Consider the following 17,843-nt stretch of genomic DNA (forward strand, 5'->3'; position numbering starts at 1 on the left):
TTTATATCAACTGGGGAGTAGAGAAAAATTTCAGGGAGAAAAAAATGTATTTAAAAAGTATAGAATTATATGGATTCAAGTCTTTTGCGCATAAGATGAAGTTTGAATTCCATAATGGAATTACAGGTATTGTAGGTCCTAATGGTTCCGGAAAGTCCAATGTAGCTGATGCTGTAAGATGGGTTCTTGGTGAGCAGTCAGCAAAGCAGCTCCGTGGAGCTTCCATGCAGGATGTTATCTTTGCAGGTACCGAGGCCAGAAAGCCACTTTCATATGCTTATGTTGCACTTACCATGGACAATTCTGACCATGTGCTTCCAGTAGATTATGAAGAGGTTACAATTGCACGTAGAGTTTATCGTTCAGGCGAGAGTGAGTACCTTTTAAATGGTACACCATGTCGTCTTAAGGATGTTGCTGAGCTTTTCTATGATACTGGTGTCGGTAAAGAAGGTTACTCTATCATCGGACAGGGTCAGATTGAGAAGATTCTTTCTGGTAAGCCTGAGGATAGACGTGAGCTTTTTGACGAAGCTGTAGGTATTGTTAAATATAAAAAGAGAAAAGCTGCTTCTGTAAAGAAGCTTGAAAATGAGCGTGAAAATCTTGTTCGAGTAAATGATATTTTATCAGAGCAGGAACGTAGAATTGGACCTTTGGAAAAGCAGTCTGAGGATGCAAAGAAATACCTCAAGTTAAAAGAAGACTTGAAGAAACTTGATGTTAATGCATTCCTTTTAGAGGTTGACCGTCTTAATAATAATCTCGAAGAAGTAGAAAAGAATTCTAAGATTGCCAGCGAGCAGCTAGAAGCAAGCAAGGCTTCTCAGGAAGATATACGTGTTAAATATGATGCGTTAGAGCAGGAAATCACAGATCTTGATGAGAAGATTGAAAGCTTAAAGCAGCAACAGTCTGATTCTACACTCCTTAAGGGAAAGCTTGAAAATGAGATTGCCCTTTTAGAGGAAAAGATTCGTTCAGCTAATGCTACTGATGAAAGTCTTTCAGCACGTGTAGCTGAGATTGAAGCTGATAAGAAAGAGAAAGAAGAACAGCTTGCAGGTTTTAAGTCTGAGAAGGAATCTTTAGATAAGACATTGGAAGAGGCTGTTGAGCGTCTCAATTCTGTTAAGAGCAACTACTCTGATTTACAGAATGCAATTGTTGCAAACAACGAAAAGATTGACGCAAACAACAAGGCTATTATGGAGCTTCTTAATAACAGAGCTTCTATTAAGTCTAAGGAACAGCGTCTTGAGACAATGCTTGAGCAGACAAATATCCGTAAAGCAAAGCTTACACAGCGTCTCTTAGAGAGAAAGACTCGTGAAGAAGATCTTGATTCTGCTGTAGCGGCAGCTGAAGAAGAGTTCAAGAATGCTCAGAGTCTTCTTTTAGAGCTTCAGGATAAGGATAAAGAGCTTAACGAAAAAGCTGCTGAGTGGAAAGAAAAGAATCGCAAGAATTTTGCTGATTTACAGGTTAAAAAGGATGAATTTGCCAGAGTTCAGACACGCTTGGAGTCTGTTAAGAATATTGCTGAGCGTTACGAGGGATATGGAAATTCTACTCGTAAGGTTATGGAACAGAAGGGTAAGATTAAGGGTATCGAAGGTGTCGTATCTGACCTTATCCATGTAGAAAAGAAATATGAGATGGCTATCGAGACAGCTCTCGGTGGAAACATCCAGAATATCGTTACAGATGATGAGGCCTGTGCAAAGGAGCTTATCCGTTTCCTTAAGGATAATAAGCTTGGACGTGCTACATTCCTTCCACTTACATCTGTAGATGGACGTGGCAACTTCAAAAAGACAGAAGTTCTTAATGAAAAGGGTGTACTTGGTCTTGCATCAGAGCTTGTTACTTGTGACAGCAAATTTGATGGTGTAGTTGCTTACTTACTTGGAAGAGTTGTTGTTACAGATAATATTGATTCTGCTATTGCACTTGCAAAGAAAAATAATTACAGCATTCATATAGTTACAGTCGATGGCGAATACCTGGCTCCAGGTGGTTCCATGACTGGTGGTCATTTCAAGAATAAGTCAAATCTTCTTGGAAGAAACCGTGAAATGGAAGAGCTTGAAGAGAAGCTTGATGTTCTTTCTAAGGAAATGGATGACTTAAAGAAGCGTGCTGACGATATTGAGGCAGCTGCAGGTCTTCTTGAATCTGACAGAGAGGATAACACTGCTAAGCTCAACGAGGCAGCCATTGCACTTAACACTGCTAAGCTTGGTTTAGACCGTGCTAATGAGCAGAAAAAGGAAAGCCTTACAGCTTATGAAGGACTTTCTAAAGAAAGTGAGGAGCTTGAGGCTCAGCTTACTGAGATTGCTGCCGGAAAGAAAGAGATTGATTTCGAAAAGAAGGAATCAGAGGACAAGGAAGCAGAGCTCAAAGCTGAGATTCAGAAGCTTTCTGATGAAGTTGATGAGAAGACTTACATGGAGACTTCTGTTAACAGAACAATGTCTGAAGTCCTCATCGAGGAAGCTAATGCTCGCAGCAACGTAGATTTCGTTCAGCAGAATATCGACCGTGTTACTGCGGAAATCGAAAAATGTGACAGCGATATAGCTACTATCAAAGAAAACGCTAAATCTTCTAAAGAGGAAATCGAGACTAATACAATGAGAATCGAAGAGATTAAGGATACAATTTCTGCTTCAGATGATTCCTTTGGACAGCTTGAGACTGAGATTAAAGAAAACATTGAGAAGCGTGAAAATCTTAATAACTCACATAAGAATTTCTTTGAACAGCGACAGGAGATATCAGACAGAATCTCTGAGCTTGATAAGGAAATCTACCGTCTGGATTCACAGAAAGAGAAGATTAACGATTCTATTTCTTACCAGAACAATTACATGTGGAATGAGTACGAGCTCACATACCACAATGCAGAAGAGCTTAAGAATCCTGAACTCAATGACTTGGATCAGATGAAGAAGGATGCCAATAAGATTAAGAACTCTATTCGTGCAATGGGCAATGTAAATGTCAATGCTATCGAAGAGTTCAAAGAGCTTTCTGAGAGATATAACTTCCTCAAGGGACAGCATGATGATCTTGTTGAGGCAGAGGCTTCACTTGTTCGAATCATCGAAGAGCTTGATGAGGGAATGAGAAAGCAGTTTGCAGAAGGCTTTAAGGATATTCAGGTACAGTTTGACAAGGCATTCAAGGAACTCTTTGGAGGTGGTCACGGTACATTAGAGCTTGTTGATAGTGAGAACCTTCTTGAGACAGGTATTATTATTAATGCCCAGCCACCAGGAAAGAAGCTCATCAATATGATGCAGATGTCCGGTGGTGAGAAGTCGCTTACAGCTATCGCGTTATTATTTGCAATTCAGAATCTTAAGCCATCACCATTCTGTCTCCTTGACGAGATTGAGGCGGCACTTGATGATGCAAACGTAGACCGTTTTGCAAATTACTTACATAAGCTCACAAAGAATACCCAGTTTATTGTTATCACACACCGTCGTGGTACAATGAACGCTGCTGACAGACTTTTCGGTATCACAATGCAGGAAAAGGGTGTATCAGCACTTGTTTCAGTAAATCTTATAGAATCACAGTTGGATGATTAGTTATGGCAGAAAAAATACCATTTTGGAAACGTCTCGTTAAGGGACTTACAAAGACAAGAGATAATTTTATAAAATCCATGGATTACATCTTCAATGGATTTTCAAACATTGATGAGGACTTCTACGAGGAATTGGAAGAGGTCCTTATCATGGGCGATATTGGTGTGCGCACTACTGAGACTATCCTCGATGACCTCAGGGATGCAGTAAAGAAAGAGCACATCAAAGAGCCTGCACAATGTAAAGAATTTCTTATTAATGAAATTAAGGAGCAGATGTCACTTGATGAGACAAGCTTTGACTTCGAGAAAAAGACATCTGTTGTACTTGTTATAGGTGTAAACGGTGTAGGAAAGACTACTACCATCGGAAAGCTTGCAGGAAAGCTTAAGGCAAACGGCAAGAAGGTAATGGTGGCAGGAGCTGATACATTTAGAGCGGCAGCATCTGACCAGCTTAAAGAATGGGCTGACAGAGCAGACGTTGATTTTGTCGGAGGCCCAGAGGGTTCTGATCCAGCTGCAGTCGTTTACGATGCAGTTCATGCAGCAAAGGCCCGTGGCATTGATGTCTTATTAGTAGATACAGCAGGTCGTCTTCATAATAAGAAAAACCTTATGAACGAACTTTCTAAGATTAACAGCACAATCACCAAGGAATTCCCAGAAGCATACAGGGAGACACTTATTGTTCTTGATGGAACAACAGGTCAGAATGCCCTTGTTCAGGCTAAGGAATTTTCTGAGGTTACAGATATTTCTGGTATTGTTCTCACAAAACTTGATGGAACAGCAAAAGGAGGTATTGCAATTGCAATACAATCTGAGTTAAAATTACCGGTAAAATACATTGGTGTTGGAGAAACAATAGACGACTTAGAAAAGTTCAACGCAGACGAATTTGTTAATGCCTTGTTCTACGCTGAACAGTAAGCGTCAGTAAGGGAGAAAAAATGCTTACTTTAGACAAATTTGAAGAGGCCTCAAAGATTGTCACAGAGGTCACACACGAGACAAAACTTATTTACAGTGACTATTTCAGCGAGAAATCTGGTAATGATGTGTATCTGAAACCAGAGAATATGCAGCTTACAGGAGCATACAAGCTTCGTGGTGCATATTACAAGATTAGTACTCTCACAGATGAGGAGAGAGCAAAGGGACTTATTACAGCATCAGCTGGTAACCATGCTCAGGGTGTTGCTTACGCAGCTCAAAAATACGGTGTTAAGGCTACAATCGTTATGCCTACCACCACACCTCTCATTAAGGTCAACCGTACAAAGAGCTATGGAGCAGAAGTAGTTCTTCATGGTGATGTTTATGATGAGGCATGTGATTATGCTTATAAGCTTGCAGATGAGCACGGATACACATTTATCCATCCATTTGATGATTTAGCTGTAGCTACAGGTCAGGGTACAATTGCAATGGAAATCTTTAAAGAGCTTCCACTTGTAGAGTATATCCTTGTTCCAGTTGGTGGCGGCGGACTTGCTACTGGTGTATCTACACTTGCAAAGCTTCTTAATCCAAAGATTAAAGTAATTGGCGTTGAGCCTAGCGGAGCTGCTTCTTTACAGGCTTCATTCGATAAGGGAGAGGTTACAACACTTCCTTCTGTAAACACTATTGCAGATGGTACCGCTGTTAAGACTCCAGGTTCAAATATATTCCCATATCTTCAGGAGAATATTGATGAGATTATCACAGTTGATGATGATGAGCTTATTGTAGCTTTCCTTGATATGGTTGAAAATCATAAGATGATTGCTGAGAACTCAGGCCTTCTTACAGTTGCAGCACTTAATCATCTTAATATTAAGGGCAAGAGAGTGGTTTCAGTTATTTCCGGTGGAAATATGGATGTTATCACAATGTCTTCAGTAGTTCAGCAGGGACTTATCTTTAGAGACAGAATCTTTACAGTATCTGTTCTTCTTCCTGATAAGCCAGGTATGCTTGCAAAGGTATCTCAGGTTATCGCAGATAATCAGGGAAATGTAATCAAGCTTGAGCACAACCAGTTCGTTACCACAAATCGTTCTGCAGCTGTTGAGCTTCGCATTACACTTGAGGCATTCGGTACAGATCACAAGGGACAGATTATTAAAGCTCTTGATGAAGGTGGTTACAAACCAAAGATTGTTCGTACATCTTTGTAAAAATATTTGGAGTGTCAAGTATTTTCACTTGACACTCTTTTGTTTATATAGTATATTAGTCTGCGGTGATAAAGGAGAGTCATGGAAGATAAGATTAAATCAGGATATTTATATGATTTCTACGGCGAATTACTTACAGAGCGTCAGCGTAGTGTATATGAAATGAGTATCAATGAGGATTTATCTTTGTCTGAAATTGCCGACACTTTATCAATATCCAGACAGGCAGTTCATGATATCATCAAAAGATGCGATCATCAACTTCAGGAGTACGAAGAAAAGCTTCACCTGGTTGATAAGTTCATGAACATCAGGGAAGATGTTTTGAAGATTAACGAGCTTACATCTTCAGAGCCTGGCAAAGATACTTTAGCTGAGATTTCCCGTTTATCGACATTGATTTTAGAGGAATTATAATATATGGCTTTTGACTCACTTTCAGAGAAGCTTCAGGGAGTATTTAAAAATCTCCGCAGCAAGGGTCGACTTTCAGAGGCAGATGTTAAGGCAGCCTTAAAGGAAGTTAAGATGGCATTGCTTGAAGCAGATGTTAATTTCAAAGTTGTAAAACAGTTTACTAACACTGTCACAGAGAGAGCTATTGGTTCAGATGTAATGAACGGCTTGAATCCTGGACAGATGGTTATAAAGATTGTTAACGAAGAGCTTGTTAATCTTATGGGCTCAGATGTTACAGATATTACTTATGGCACAGGCGGAGCTATTACCACTATTATGATGGTTGGTCTTCAGGGTGCCGGTAAAACTACCACCACAGCAAAGCTTGCCGGTAAGGTAAAGCAGCGTGGTAAGAAGCCACTTTTGGTTGCCTGTGATATTTATAGACCTGCCGCTATTGAGCAGTTGCAGATAAATGGTAAAAAGCAGGATGTAGAGGTTTTCTCCTTAGGAGATAAGGAAAAGCCTGTAAAGATTGCCAAAGAGGCTATGGAATATGCTAAGAAGAATGGCTTTGATGTAGTTATTTTCGATACAGCAGGTCGTCTTCATATAGATGAGGATATGATGAATGAGCTCGCAGCTATTAAGAGCAACATCGACATCCTTAATACTATCTTAGTAGTAGATGCCATGACAGGTCAGGATGCTGTAAATGTTTCCAGCACCTTTGATGAAAAGATTGGTATCGACGGTGTTATCATCACAAAGCTTGATGGTGATACACGAGGCGGTGCAGCCCTTTCTATTAAGGCTGTCACAGGAAAGCCTATTTTATACGCTGGTATGGGCGAGAAGCTTTCAGATTTAGAGCAGTTCCATCCAGATCGTATGGCAGGCCGTATCCTTGGAATGGGTGATGTACTTTCACTTATCGAAAAGGCAGAGGCAGAAATTGATAAAGATGCAGCCCTTCAGCTTTCAAAGAAGGTAAAGAAAGCATCCTTCGATTTCAATGATTATCTTACATCTATGGAGCAGATGAAGAAGCTTGGTGGTTTAACATCCATCCTTGGTATGATGCCAGGCATGAATTCATCACAGATTTCGCAGATTGAAAATGCGGTAGATGATAAGAAGCTTGCTCACATCGAAGCAATAATCTTATCCATGACTCCAGCAGAGCGTGAGAATCCTAAGTTACTAAATCCTAGCAGAAAGCACAGAATTGCTGCTGGAGCTGGTTTAGATATAGCAGAGGTCAATCGCTTCATTAAACAGTTTGAGCAATCAAAGAAAATGATGAAGCAAATGCCGAATATGATGGGAAAAGGACGACGTGGAATGCGTTTTCCATTTTAACCGTTAGTAATTTATTAATTTATTGTTTTATTTAACAGGAGGAATTAAAAATGGCAGTAAAGATTAGATTAAAGAGAATGGGTCAGAAGAAGAGACCAATCTACAGAATCGTTGTAGCAGATGCAAGAGCACCTCGTGACGGAAGAAATATCGATGAGATCGGTACATATGATCCAAATCAGGAGCCAGCTGAGGTAACAGTTGATACAGAGGCAGCTAAGAAGTGGATCGCTAATGGCGCAAAGCCAACTGAGACAGTTGCAAGACTTTTCAAGCAGGCTGGTGTTCAGTAATCATTCACAATCGAAAGGTAGAGGAATATAGTGATGAAAGAATTAGTTGAAGTAATTGCTAAGTCACTTGTAGACAATCCAGAAGAGGTTGTTGTTTCCGAGAAAGAAGATGCGAAGTCAATTGTTGTTGAGCTTCGTGTTGCACCTTCAGATATGGGAAAGGTTATTGGAAAACAGGGTAGAATCGCAAAGGCTATACGTGCGGTTGTTAAGGCTGCAGCCTCAAAGATTGACAAGAAGGTTATTGTTGACATTGTAGATGTTAACTAATTGTATATGGGCCTAAAGAAATTTAGGCCCATATATTTATCAGTATTGTTCAATAGGGGGAACAATACTTTATCACTTTAGTCCATAAAAGTGATAAACTGATAAACAAATAGCGTAAATACACAGTTTTTTCACAGATTGTATTTTTATTCACAAGTGTGTATAAATAGTAGGTATTGATTAATTAAGGGGGAATTACTACAATAGCAATTGTGAACAAGGACGTTCTTTTTCCTTGTTTTTTTCTTACTCCGAATGTCCGCGAGACGGATACAAATGTTTTTTAGTTATGTTATTTAACAGATATAAAGATGATTACAAACAGGTCCAGAGCCTTGGGCCAGACGGAAAACTTAGAACAGTTACTTTTTATGATGGAAGTTATTACGAGCTTCCATATGATGAGAAACAATTCAGGAAGAACAAGATAACTAGCCTTATCTTTTCAGTATTATTTCTAGTTATTTATTTGATGGCTGGTTTTATTAATCCAGATTCTTCAAAGACAGCATGGATTGTATTTCCTTATCTGTTCATATTCTTGCCAATAGCATTTAACATTTTGGCTGTTATTAATCTTTTCACATTGAAACTTAGAATGGAAAGAGCAGGATATGAAGCAAGTATTATTCGAATGAAAAATAGCTCAATGGCAATTCTTGTTTTAGCTATTATAAATATAGTATTGGATTTAGTTTTCATAATAATAAATCGACATACATTAAATTTTGTTCTAGAAATTTCTTATATAGTGCTATTACTTATTCTTATTATTAGTGTTATTGCATTTGGTAAGAAATATGACAAAATGTTTGGAGGGGTAATTTTGAACTCCAATTAAATTGTTAATTTGCTCCCGGGGAAATATTTAGGGTGTAAATATAAATAATAGGAGGAATTCTTATGAAAAAGAAAAAGATTGTTTCGCTTCTTCTTGTAGCTACAATGGCACTTTCTATGGTAGCTTGTGGCAAGAAGGCAGACGATGCTGGAAAATCAGAATCCGGCGCAAGCAATGGCTCTGACACTCCACTTGTTATCGGATGGGATGCTATGAGCCAGAAATTCAGCCCATTCTTCGCTGAATCTCATCCAGATATGTATTTGGATGATAAATGTGTACAGCTTGAGATGCTTAAGGTAGACAGAGCTGGTCAGTATATCTTAGATGGTATTGATGGTTATACTGCTGAGTACAATGGTACAGAGTACACATATTACACACCAGCAAACATTGATGTGACTGAGAATGAGGATGGCTCGGTTACTTACAGCATTAAGCTTAGAGAAGACCTTAAGTTCTCTGATGGTGAGCCTGTTACTATTGATGATGTTATTTTCTCATACTATGTAGTATCAGATCCTACATATGATGGACCTTCTACATTTGCTTCACTTCCAGTAAAGGGTATGGAAGAGTATAGAAGCGGTGTTTCTACACTTTCGGTTTTAATTGCTGAAGCTGGTAAGGATAACACTGATTTCACTAACTTCACAGAAGAGCAGCAGAAGGCTTTCTGGGATGCATGTGCTAACGAAGGTGCTGCATTTGCTCAGTCAATTGTTGATTATATGGTAGCTAACGCAGGCGTTGCTGAAGGTGATGTTAAGGCAGCAGCTGCTGGATGGGGATTTGATCTTGCAGATGGAGCTACAACAGAAGACTTCTTCATGGCTATTGGTGAGCAGTATGGATGGAACTTCTCTTCAATGGATAAGGAAGCAGCTGATGTTACAATCGCTGATTCATTCCCAGAGGATGTTCTTGCAATGTCTACAACTGGTGTTGAGACAGGTGAGTCTGCAGACCATATCGAGGGTATCGTTAAGACTGGAGATTACTCATGTGATGTCATTGTTACAGAGTTCTCTGCTCCAGCTATCGAGAAGCTTGCTACAGATATTGCTCCAATGCACTACTATGGTGATGCTTCACTTTATGATTATGACAACAACAAGTTCGGTTTCCCTAAGAATGATCTTTCAATCGTAAGAGAGAAGACAACAGCTCCTATGGGTGCAGGTCCTTACAAGTTTGTTGAGTACAAGAATAAGATTGCTTACCTTGAGGCTAATGAGAACTATTACCTTGGTGCTCCAGCTATCAAGAGTATTCAGTTTAAGGAGACAGCAGGTCCTGATAAGGTTCCTGGTGTTGTACAGGGTACAATCGATTTAACTGAGCCTTCAATGTCTAAGGCTACAGCTGAGCAGATTGCTGCTGAGAACTCTAACGGCGAAATCGCTGGTGATGTTCTTACAGCTACACTTGCTGATAACCTTGGTTATGGCTATATAGGTATGTGCGCTAAGAATGTTAAGGTTGGTAATGATCCTGCTTCAGAGGCTTCTAAGAACCTTCGTAAGGCTATTGCAACAGTTATCGCTGCATATCGTGATGTAGTTATTGATTCATACTATGGAGATTCTGCTGATGTTATTCAGTATCCTATCTCTAATTCTTCATGGGCAGCTCCACAGAAGTCTGACCCAGATTACGAAATCGCATTCTCTAAGGATGTAGATGGTAACCCAATCTACACAGAGGGTATGTCAGATGATGAGAAGTACGATGCAGCTCTTAAGGCAGCTCTTGGTTTCTTCGAGGCAGCTGGCTACACAGTTACAGATGGTAAGCTTACAGCAGCTCCAAGTGGTGCTAAGCTTTCATACGAAGCAATGATTCCTGCTGATGGTACTGGCGATCACCCAGCATTTGGTATACTTACAGGTGCTAAAGAATCTTTCGATAAGATTGGTTTTGAACTTGTAATCAACGATCTTTCTGATTCTTCAGTTCTTTGGGATACACTTTCAGCTCAGAAGGCTGAGATTTGGTGTGCTGCTTGGGGTGCTACTCCAGATCCTGATATGTACCAGGTATATCACAGTCAGGGTGGTTCAGCTTACCAGTATGCTGTATACTCAGATGAGCTTGATGCCCTTATCATGGATGCTAGAACAAGTGCAGATCAGTCATACAGAAAGGCTGTTTATAAGGAATGTCTTGATTTCATCGTAGACTTTGCTGTAGAGATTCCTACATACCAGAGACAGAATGCAGTTCTTTACTCTTCAGAGAGAGTTAACCTTGATTCTCTTGTAAAGGATCCAACTCCATTCTGGATTTATCTTGATGAAATTGCTAATCTTCAGATGCAGTAATTAGTAATTAAGTATTCTTTATTTCCTAGGGCTAATGTATAATAAGCCCTAGGAAATATTTTGTCTAAATATTCGATTAAAACTACCTTTAATAAACCTCTGATAATAAAGGTATTTTATGATGGGATGGGTTATTGAAATTGGTAAGGGCGTTAGTCCTTTATTTGTCTCACCATAAAATATCTTTATTTATGAAATAAAGGAGAAGAATAATTTAAGAAAGGAATTTTAGTGTCATGAAGAAATTTATGATCAGACGATTGTTATTATCAGTCGTTATTTTGTTCTTCGTATCGATGATTATTTATGCCATCATGAGATGCATGCCAACATCCTTCGTCGAGCAGAAAGCTATGGCTCTTTCACAGAAGCCCGGTGCAAAAAGTTATAAGGAGTGGTTGGATCAGCTTAATGCAGCCTATGGTCTTGATGTAGGTATTGTCCAGGGATACATCAAGTGGTTTGTAAAGCTAATTACTGAGCGTGACTTTGGTGATAGCTGGTATTTCAATATGCCTGTATTACAGAAGTTCTCAAGCGTTATTTGGTATTCATTTGCCCTTTCGCTTGCTTCATTTATTCTTGAAATTATTATTGCCATTCCTCTTGGTGTTATTGCAGCTAGAAAGCAGTATTCTGGGGCAGATTATGCCATCACAGTATTTGCTTTGATTGGTATTTCACTTCCAAGCTTTTTCTTTGCAACAATCCTTAAGTGGGTATTTGCAGTAAAACTTAATATTTTCGATTTATATGGTATTGTTGGACGTAACTATATGAATCTTTCTACAGGTGGAAAGATTCTTGATATGGCTTATCATCTTGTGCTTCCAGCAATTACACTTACTATTGTTTCAGTAGGTTCTTTAATGCGTTATACACGTACTAACATGCTAGAAGTACTTAATGCAGATTATATCCGTACAGCACGTGCTAAGGGACTTTCAGAGAAGAGAGTAGTTAATCACCACGCTTTTAGAAACATTCTTATTCCTATCATTACTTTGCTTGGTGGTACACTTCCAGGACTTTTCGGTGGTGCCATGATTACAGAGACTTTATTCCAGATTCCAGGTATCGGATACACTTCATATCAGTGCATCCTTCAGGGTGATATCCCATTTGTAATGTTCTATATGTTATTCTTTGCAATGCTTATTCTTTTGGGTAACCTTATTGCTGATATTCTTTATGCAGTGGTTGATCCTCGAGTAAGAGTAAATTAAGGAGGAAAGTGACGTGAGCGAAGAGAAAGATTTAAATAAAGAAGAGCTTGCTCTTGACGATGCAAACCGTGTTCAGGTACTTTCTCCTGGTATGATGGTTGCAAAGCGTTTCTTTAGAAACAAGCTTGCTATTACAGGTCTTATTATTATTGCCTGCATGTTTTTATTTGCCTTTTTAGGTGGTGTTGTTGTTCCTTATTCACAGTCAGAGGTTTTCTATACATCTGAGGAAATGAAGAAGGATTATGCTGGTGCTACAGAAATTAGCGAATATCAGATTTTTGCTAATGCTGGGGCAGAGCTTCCAAAGGATATTAGCTCAAAGCTTATCCTTGCTCTTACAAAGAAGGAGCCTACAATTACAACACGAGATGGCTCTACATTTGCTCTTAATGAGCTTAATAACGATATTTTTGAAATTTCATCTGCAGATGGTTCAGAGAGTCTTGCTTATGCATGTAAGTTACAGGTTTATTCTATGGACGGCGGAGTGGTAGATTCTGCCATCGCTGCTTCTATGATTAAGGCTCGTGCAAATGATGAGAATAGTTTCGAATATGATGGTGCTAACTACAAGGTAGATGCACACGGTTCTGGAGCAATGCTTTCAACAGAATCAGGAGATGAAGTTGCATATATTTCTTCTTACAGTATTAACCCTGTAGAAAATGGCGTATCTATTACTATTGATTTTAGAGAGGCTGTAGTTGCAGCAATTACAGAAAAGGCTGATTCATTTGATTTTGAAGGTGAAGAGTATCAGCTTTCAAACAAGAATGGTCAGTATACTGTTACAAAATATAAGGCAACTAGTGTAATCAATCAGTTTGAAGCACCTTCTTCAAAGCATTGGGTTGGTACAGATGGAAATGGAATGGATCTTCTTGCAAGACTTATGTATGGTGGTCGTATTTCACTTCTTATCGGTTTCGTAGTAGTTGCTATCGAGCTTTTCCTTGGAATTATTGTCGGTGGTTTCGCAGGATACTTTGGCGGATGGGTAGATACACTTCTTATGAGACTTGTAGATATTATCTACTGCGTACCTTCAATGCCACTTTACCTTATCCTTGGTTCTATCATGGATTTCTACAAGGTAGATGCAGGTATTCGTATTTTCTACCTTTGTATTATCATGGGTCTCATTGGTTGGGTTGGAATTGCCCGTATTATCAGAGGTCAGATTCTTTCTCTTCGTGAGCAGGAGTTCATGACTGCTTGTGAGGCATGTGGTATTAGCATTAGAAGACGTGTATTTAAGCACCTTATCCCTAATGTTATTCCTCAGCTTGTTGTTTTTGCTTCTATGGATATTGGTTCTGTAATCCTTGCAGAGTCTACACTTTCATTCCTTGGACTTGGTGTTAAGTATCCAGCTGCTTCATGGGGAAATATCATCAATGCGGTTAATGACTCATATGTTATGACAAATTACTTATTTGTTTGGGTTCCTGCAGGTATCCTTATTCTTCTTACAGTACTTGCATTTAACTTTATTGGTGACGGTCTTCGTGATGCTTTCGATCCAAAGATGAAGAGATAATAGAGGTGATAACATGGCAAAGAAAAATGTAAATTATATATCAGCCAAGGAATCCCGTAAGATTTCAAAAGAGAATCGAAAGATTACTAAGGAATTCGAGGCTAAGAGAAATAGAAAGCATATTCCAGAAGAGGAATATATTACAAAGATGAAGAACCCAGAGAACTGTGTAGAGTTCGATGATGTTCACACATACTTCTTTACAGATATCGGAACTGTAAAGGCTGTAGATGGTGTTTCATTTAACGTACCACAGGGTAAGACTGTTGGTATCGTAGGTGAGTCTGGTTGTGGTAAATCAGTTACATCACTTTCTATGCTTCAGCTTGTACAGCGTCCACAGGGACAGACTGTTTCAGGTGAAATTCGTTTTAATTCAGGTGATGAGTGCGTTAACGTTGTAAATGCTCCAGCTTCAAAGATGCAGGAACTTCGTGGTAACAAGATGGCAATGATTTTCCAGGAGCCAATGACAGCACTTAATCCTGTATTTAGAGTAGGTGCTCAGATTGACGAGGTTATCAAGCTTCATCGTCCAGAGATGAGCGATGAGGAGATAAAGAACCGTACAATCGAGATGCTTGGTATGGTTGGTATCGCCAATAAAGAAGGTGTTTACTCAATGTATCCACACGAACTTTCAGGTGGTATGAGACAGCGTATTTGTATCGCTATGGCACTTGCCTGCGAGCCAAAGCTTATCGTAGCTGATGAGCCTACAACAGCTCTAGATGTTACTATTCAGGCACAGATTCTTGATCTTCTTCGTGATCTTAAAGACAGAATCAACAGCTCAATCATGCTTATCACACACGACCTTGGTGTTGTAGCTGAGATGGCAGATTATGTTGTTGTTATGTATGCTGGTCGTGTAGTTGAAAAGGGTACTGCAAGAGAAATCTTCAAGGACCCACGTCATCCTTACACAATTGGTCTTATGAAATCTAAGCCAGTTGTTGGACAGAAGGTAGATGAGCTTTACTCTATCCCTGGTTCTGTTCCAAACCCAGTTAACATGCCAGATTATTGTTATTTTAAAGATAGATGTGATATGTGTATGGAATGCTGCAATGGCGAGTTTCCAGAGGAATACTATATCTCAGATACACATATGGTAAGATGTTACAGATGCAAAGAGGAGGGTGAGAGACATGAGTAACGAGAAAGATTATATCTTAGAAGTCAATCACCTCAAGAAATACTTCCCTATAAAGGGTGGCTTCTTTGGCGGTGTAACAGGAAATGTAAAGGCTGTAGATGACGTTACTTTCAAAATTGAAAGAGGAACTACAATGGGTCTCGTAGGTGAGTCTGGTTGTGGTAAGTCTACTACAGGACGTACAATCCTTCGTCTCCTTGAAAAGACTGATGGTGAAGTTATTTTCAATGGTGAGGATGTAAATACAAAGAGCAAAAAGGAACTTAGAGAACTCCGTACGAAGATGCAGATTGTTTTCCAGGATCCTTATTCATCACTTTCACCACGTCTTCCAATCGGTGAGATTATTGGCGAGGCAGTTAGAGAGCATGGTCTTGTTCCTGCTGCTGAATACGATGAATACATCTCAAAGATTATGAAGGAGTGTGGTCTTCAGGAGCACCATAAGGATAGATATCCTCATGAGTTCTCAGGTGGACAGAGACAGCGTGTATGTATCGCTCGTGCACTTGCGCTTAATCCTGATTTTATCGTATGTGATGAGCCAGTATCTGCTCTTGATGTTTCTATTCAGGCGCAGGTAATCAACCTTCTTAGAAAGCTTCAGAAGGATAGAGGACTTACATACTTATTTATTTCACATGACCTTTCTGTAGTAGAGCATATCTCAGATACAGTTGGTGTTATGTACCTTGGCGGACTTGTTGAGACAGGTAAGACAGAGGATATATTTGACAATCCTCTTCATCCTTACACAAAGGCTCTTTTCTCAGCTATTCCAATGCCAGATCCAGACCTTAAGAAGGAAAGAGTTATCCTTGAAGGTGACATCCCTTCACCAGCCAACCCACCTAAGGGTTGTAAGTTCCATACAAGATGCTCTGAGTGCATGGGCATTTGTAAGGAAGTTGCTCCAGAGGCAAAGGATATGGGCAATGGTCATGTAGTAAGATGTCATTTATATGATGATAAGTAATATGAATAATTTTGAATTTCTTAGAACAATTTTATACTCTGATTCGTCAGAGGTTATATTACAGGCATACAAGTCTCTCAGCAATGAGGGACTTGAAGTCTATGTAGAGGATTCTTTAAATGGGTTTAAGTTGGCTGATGAATCGTTATTAGTAGAGCAGCAGACTCTTATGGTTCCACTTGCTGACTGGTTTGTAGGAAAAGAAATCCTTGAGAATGCTGGTTTATCAGATTATGTGACTGAGCCTGAGATTCCTGAAGGAGTCCAGTCTGAGGTTGAAAAGGCCAGAGAACAATATTTCAAAAAACGAAAATGGACTTATATAGAAACAGCTGTTATTATTGTGGTAGCGATGTTATACTATTTTTTCAAAGTAATTTTTCATTGATTTAGGAGGCTTTTTTGGAAGATTTATATCAGGTTGGTTCAATTACACAGACCCATGGAATTAGAGGAGAGGTAAAAGTTTTCCCTCTTACAGATGATATTTCACGTTTTAAAAACATGAAGAATCTTTTGCTTGATGGCGGTAAAGATGGCTATATCACTCTTGAAGTAGAGAATGCCCGCCCACAGAAGAATCTTGTTATTTTAAAATTTAAGGGTATTGATAATATAAACGATATTGAAAAATATAAGGGCAAAGGACTTTATGTCACAAAGGAAAATCGTGTTGCTCTTAAGAAGGACGAATATTTCATTGCTGACTTAATTGGATGCAATGTTTTTACAGATGAAAATCCAGACGAGAAATTTGGCGTTATCTCGGATGTTATGGAGACCGGTGCAAATGATGTTTACGATATTGAGTTGGAAAAGGGCGGAAATGTTCTTGTTCCTGCCATTAAGGACTGCATCCTTGGCGTAGACATTGAGAATCGTCGTGTTGATATTCATTTAATGAAAGGGCTGATGGATTAGTATGAAGTATTACATTTTAACCCTTTTTCCTGAAATGATTGAAGATGCTTTAAATACCAGCATTTTAGGTCGCGCAAAGACCGCAGGTGCTATTTCATTTGACGCAGTTAATATTAGAGATTACACTCTTGATAAGCATAAAAAAGTGGATGATTATCCTTATGGTGGTGGTGCAGGCATGGTTATGCAGGCACAGCCTATCTATGATGCTTATCAGGCTATTTGCGAAAAGGCAGGTCATAAGGTACACTGCATTTACCTTACACCACAGGGACAGCTCTTTAAGCAGCAGGATGCAAAAGAGCTTGCTTTAAAAGAAGATATTTGTCTTCTTTGCGGTCACTATGAAGGTATTGATGAGCGCGTATTAGAGGAAATCGTTGATGAATATTATTCTATTGGCGATTATGTACTTACAGGTGGCGAGCTTCCATCACTTGTTATGATCGATGCTATTTCACGTATGGTTCCTGGTGTACTTACAAATTCTGTGTCAGGTGAGGATGAGTCTTTAGAGAATAATCTTCTTGAATATCCTCAGTATTCACGTCCAGAGACCTGGAATGACAGAAAGGTACCACCTATTTTACTTTCAGGAGATCATGCAAAGGTAGATGCATGGAGAAAAGAGCAGTCTATCCTTAGAACAAAGGAAAGACGCCCTGATTTATATGCTAAATATTTAGAATCTAATGTTGATTAATAGTACAATCCGTGTTATTATACTAGAGTTGCTAAAAGAAGAGATGGTCCGCTGATT

16 protein-coding genes are annotated in these 17,843 nt (G+C 39.2%); all 16 read left to right on the forward strand.

The window, feature by feature from the left end:
• The first annotated feature begins 44 nt into the window (after positions 1–44).
• The 16 genes from smc to trmD all read left to right on the forward strand — a co-directional run bounded on the left by smc (position 45) and on the right by trmD (position 17,786).
• A complete protein-coding gene (smc, locus tag G592_RS0105780) occupies positions 45–3,605 on the forward strand; it encodes a chromosome segregation protein SMC (RefSeq protein WP_028246981.1) in 3,561 nt (1,186 codons plus the stop codon).
• Positions 3,606–3,607: 2 nt separating this feature from the next.
• Positions 3,608–4,537: a signal recognition particle-docking protein FtsY gene (ftsY, locus tag G592_RS0105785; RefSeq protein ID WP_028246982.1), complete on the forward strand. Its 930-nt coding sequence runs from the start codon at positions 3,608–3,610 to the stop codon at positions 4,535–4,537.
• Between the two features lie 20 nt (positions 4,538–4,557).
• Positions 4,558–5,769, forward strand: coding sequence for a threonine ammonia-lyase (ilvA, locus tag G592_RS0105790; RefSeq protein WP_028246983.1), 1,212 nt, complete (start codon positions 4,558–4,560; stop codon positions 5,767–5,769).
• 81 nt (positions 5,770–5,850) lie between these two features.
• Entirely contained in the window at positions 5,851–6,186 is a 336-nt protein-coding gene (ylxM, locus tag G592_RS0105795) for a YlxM family DNA-binding protein (RefSeq protein ID WP_028246984.1), read from the forward strand.
• Between the two features lie 3 nt (positions 6,187–6,189).
• On the forward strand, positions 6,190–7,530 hold the full coding sequence (ffh, locus tag G592_RS0105800) for a signal recognition particle protein (RefSeq protein ID WP_028246985.1): 1,341 nt from the start codon (positions 6,190–6,192) through the stop codon (positions 7,528–7,530).
• Positions 7,531–7,580: 50 nt separating this feature from the next.
• Positions 7,581–7,823 carry a 30S ribosomal protein S16 gene (gene rpsP, locus G592_RS0105805; protein WP_028246986.1) on the forward strand — a complete coding sequence of 81 codons (243 nt, stop codon included), beginning with the start codon at positions 7,581–7,583 and terminating at the stop codon, positions 7,821–7,823.
• Between the two features lie 33 nt (positions 7,824–7,856).
• Positions 7,857–8,093, forward strand: coding sequence for a KH domain-containing protein (locus G592_RS0105810; RefSeq protein WP_028246987.1), 237 nt, complete (start codon positions 7,857–7,859; stop codon positions 8,091–8,093).
• 289 nt (positions 8,094–8,382) lie between these two features.
• The gene (locus tag G592_RS0105815) at positions 8,383–8,934 is read left to right on the forward strand and encodes a hypothetical protein (protein WP_028246988.1); all 552 of its coding nucleotides are present in this window, start codon (positions 8,383–8,385) and stop codon (positions 8,932–8,934) included.
• Positions 8,935–8,996: 62 nt separating this feature from the next.
• Entirely contained in the window at positions 8,997–11,258 is a 2,262-nt protein-coding gene (locus G592_RS0105820) for an ABC transporter substrate-binding protein (RefSeq protein WP_028246989.1), read from the forward strand.
• Between the two features lie 236 nt (positions 11,259–11,494).
• Positions 11,495–12,484: an ABC transporter permease gene (locus G592_RS0105825; RefSeq protein WP_028246990.1), complete on the forward strand. Its 990-nt coding sequence runs from the start codon at positions 11,495–11,497 to the stop codon at positions 12,482–12,484.
• Between the two features lie 13 nt (positions 12,485–12,497).
• Complete coding sequence (locus G592_RS0105830) at positions 12,498–14,027, forward strand: ABC transporter permease (protein WP_028246991.1); 1,530 nt, start codon at positions 12,498–12,500, stop codon at positions 14,025–14,027.
• A 13-nt stretch (positions 14,028–14,040) separates the two neighbouring features.
• Positions 14,041–15,186, forward strand: a complete 1,146-nt coding sequence (locus G592_RS0105835) for an ABC transporter ATP-binding protein (RefSeq protein WP_028246992.1) — start codon at positions 14,041–14,043, stop codon at positions 15,184–15,186.
• The gene (locus tag G592_RS0105840) at positions 15,179–16,162 is read left to right on the forward strand and encodes an ABC transporter ATP-binding protein (protein ID WP_051194774.1); all 984 of its coding nucleotides are present in this window, start codon (positions 15,179–15,181) and stop codon (positions 16,160–16,162) included. Before G592_RS0105835 ends, G592_RS0105840 begins: the two co-directional genes overlap by 8 nt.
• 1 nt (position 16,163) lies before the next feature.
• On the forward strand, positions 16,164–16,550 hold the full coding sequence (locus G592_RS0105845) for a hypothetical protein (protein WP_155942160.1): 387 nt from the start codon (positions 16,164–16,166) through the stop codon (positions 16,548–16,550).
• Positions 16,551–16,564: 14 nt separating this feature from the next.
• Positions 16,565–17,083, forward strand: a complete 519-nt coding sequence (rimM, locus tag G592_RS0105850) for a ribosome maturation factor RimM (RefSeq protein ID WP_028246995.1) — start codon at positions 16,565–16,567, stop codon at positions 17,081–17,083.
• Between the two features lies 1 nt (position 17,084).
• Positions 17,085–17,786, forward strand: a complete 702-nt coding sequence (gene trmD, locus G592_RS0105855; RefSeq protein ID WP_028246996.1) for a tRNA (guanosine(37)-N1)-methyltransferase TrmD — start codon at positions 17,085–17,087, stop codon at positions 17,784–17,786.
• Positions 17,787–17,843: the final 57 nt, after the last annotated feature.

The organism is Pseudobutyrivibrio ruminis CF1b, from assembly GCF_000424005.1.
GTDB lineage: Bacteria > Bacillota > Clostridia > Lachnospirales > Lachnospiraceae > Pseudobutyrivibrio > Pseudobutyrivibrio ruminis_C.

Bases quoted from the DNA above. Each gene is read 5' to 3' on its own strand.
- ylxM (WP_028246984.1), top strand. From the start codon at position 5,851: ATGGAAGATAAGATTAAATCAGGATATTTATATGATTTCTACGGCGAA.
- trmD (WP_028246996.1), top strand. From the start codon at position 17,085: ATGAAGTATTACATTTTAACCCTTTTTCCTGAAATGATTGAAGATGCT.
- G592_RS0105840 (WP_051194774.1), top strand. From the start codon at position 15,179: ATGAGTAACGAGAAAGATTATATCTTAGAAGTCAATCACCTCAAGAAA.
- G592_RS0105815 (WP_028246988.1), top strand. From the start codon at position 8,383: ATGTTATTTAACAGATATAAAGATGATTACAAACAGGTCCAGAGCCTT.
- G592_RS0105825 (WP_028246990.1), top strand. From the start codon at position 11,495: ATGAAGAAATTTATGATCAGACGATTGTTATTATCAGTCGTTATTTTG.
- G592_RS0105820 (WP_028246989.1), top strand. From the start codon at position 8,997: ATGAAAAAGAAAAAGATTGTTTCGCTTCTTCTTGTAGCTACAATGGCA.
- ffh (WP_028246985.1), top strand. From the start codon at position 6,190: ATGGCTTTTGACTCACTTTCAGAGAAGCTTCAGGGAGTATTTAAAAAT.
- G592_RS0105810 (WP_028246987.1), top strand. From the start codon at position 7,857: ATGAAAGAATTAGTTGAAGTAATTGCTAAGTCACTTGTAGACAATCCA.
- G592_RS0105835 (WP_028246992.1), top strand. From the start codon at position 14,041: ATGGCAAAGAAAAATGTAAATTATATATCAGCCAAGGAATCCCGTAAG.
- rpsP (WP_028246986.1), top strand. From the start codon at position 7,581: ATGGCAGTAAAGATTAGATTAAAGAGAATGGGTCAGAAGAAGAGACCA.
- ilvA (WP_028246983.1), top strand. From the start codon at position 4,558: ATGCTTACTTTAGACAAATTTGAAGAGGCCTCAAAGATTGTCACAGAG.
- G592_RS0105845 (WP_155942160.1), top strand. From the start codon at position 16,164: ATGAATAATTTTGAATTTCTTAGAACAATTTTATACTCTGATTCGTCA.
- ftsY (WP_028246982.1), top strand. From the start codon at position 3,608: ATGGCAGAAAAAATACCATTTTGGAAACGTCTCGTTAAGGGACTTACA.
- smc (WP_028246981.1), top strand. From the start codon at position 45: ATGTATTTAAAAAGTATAGAATTATATGGATTCAAGTCTTTTGCGCAT.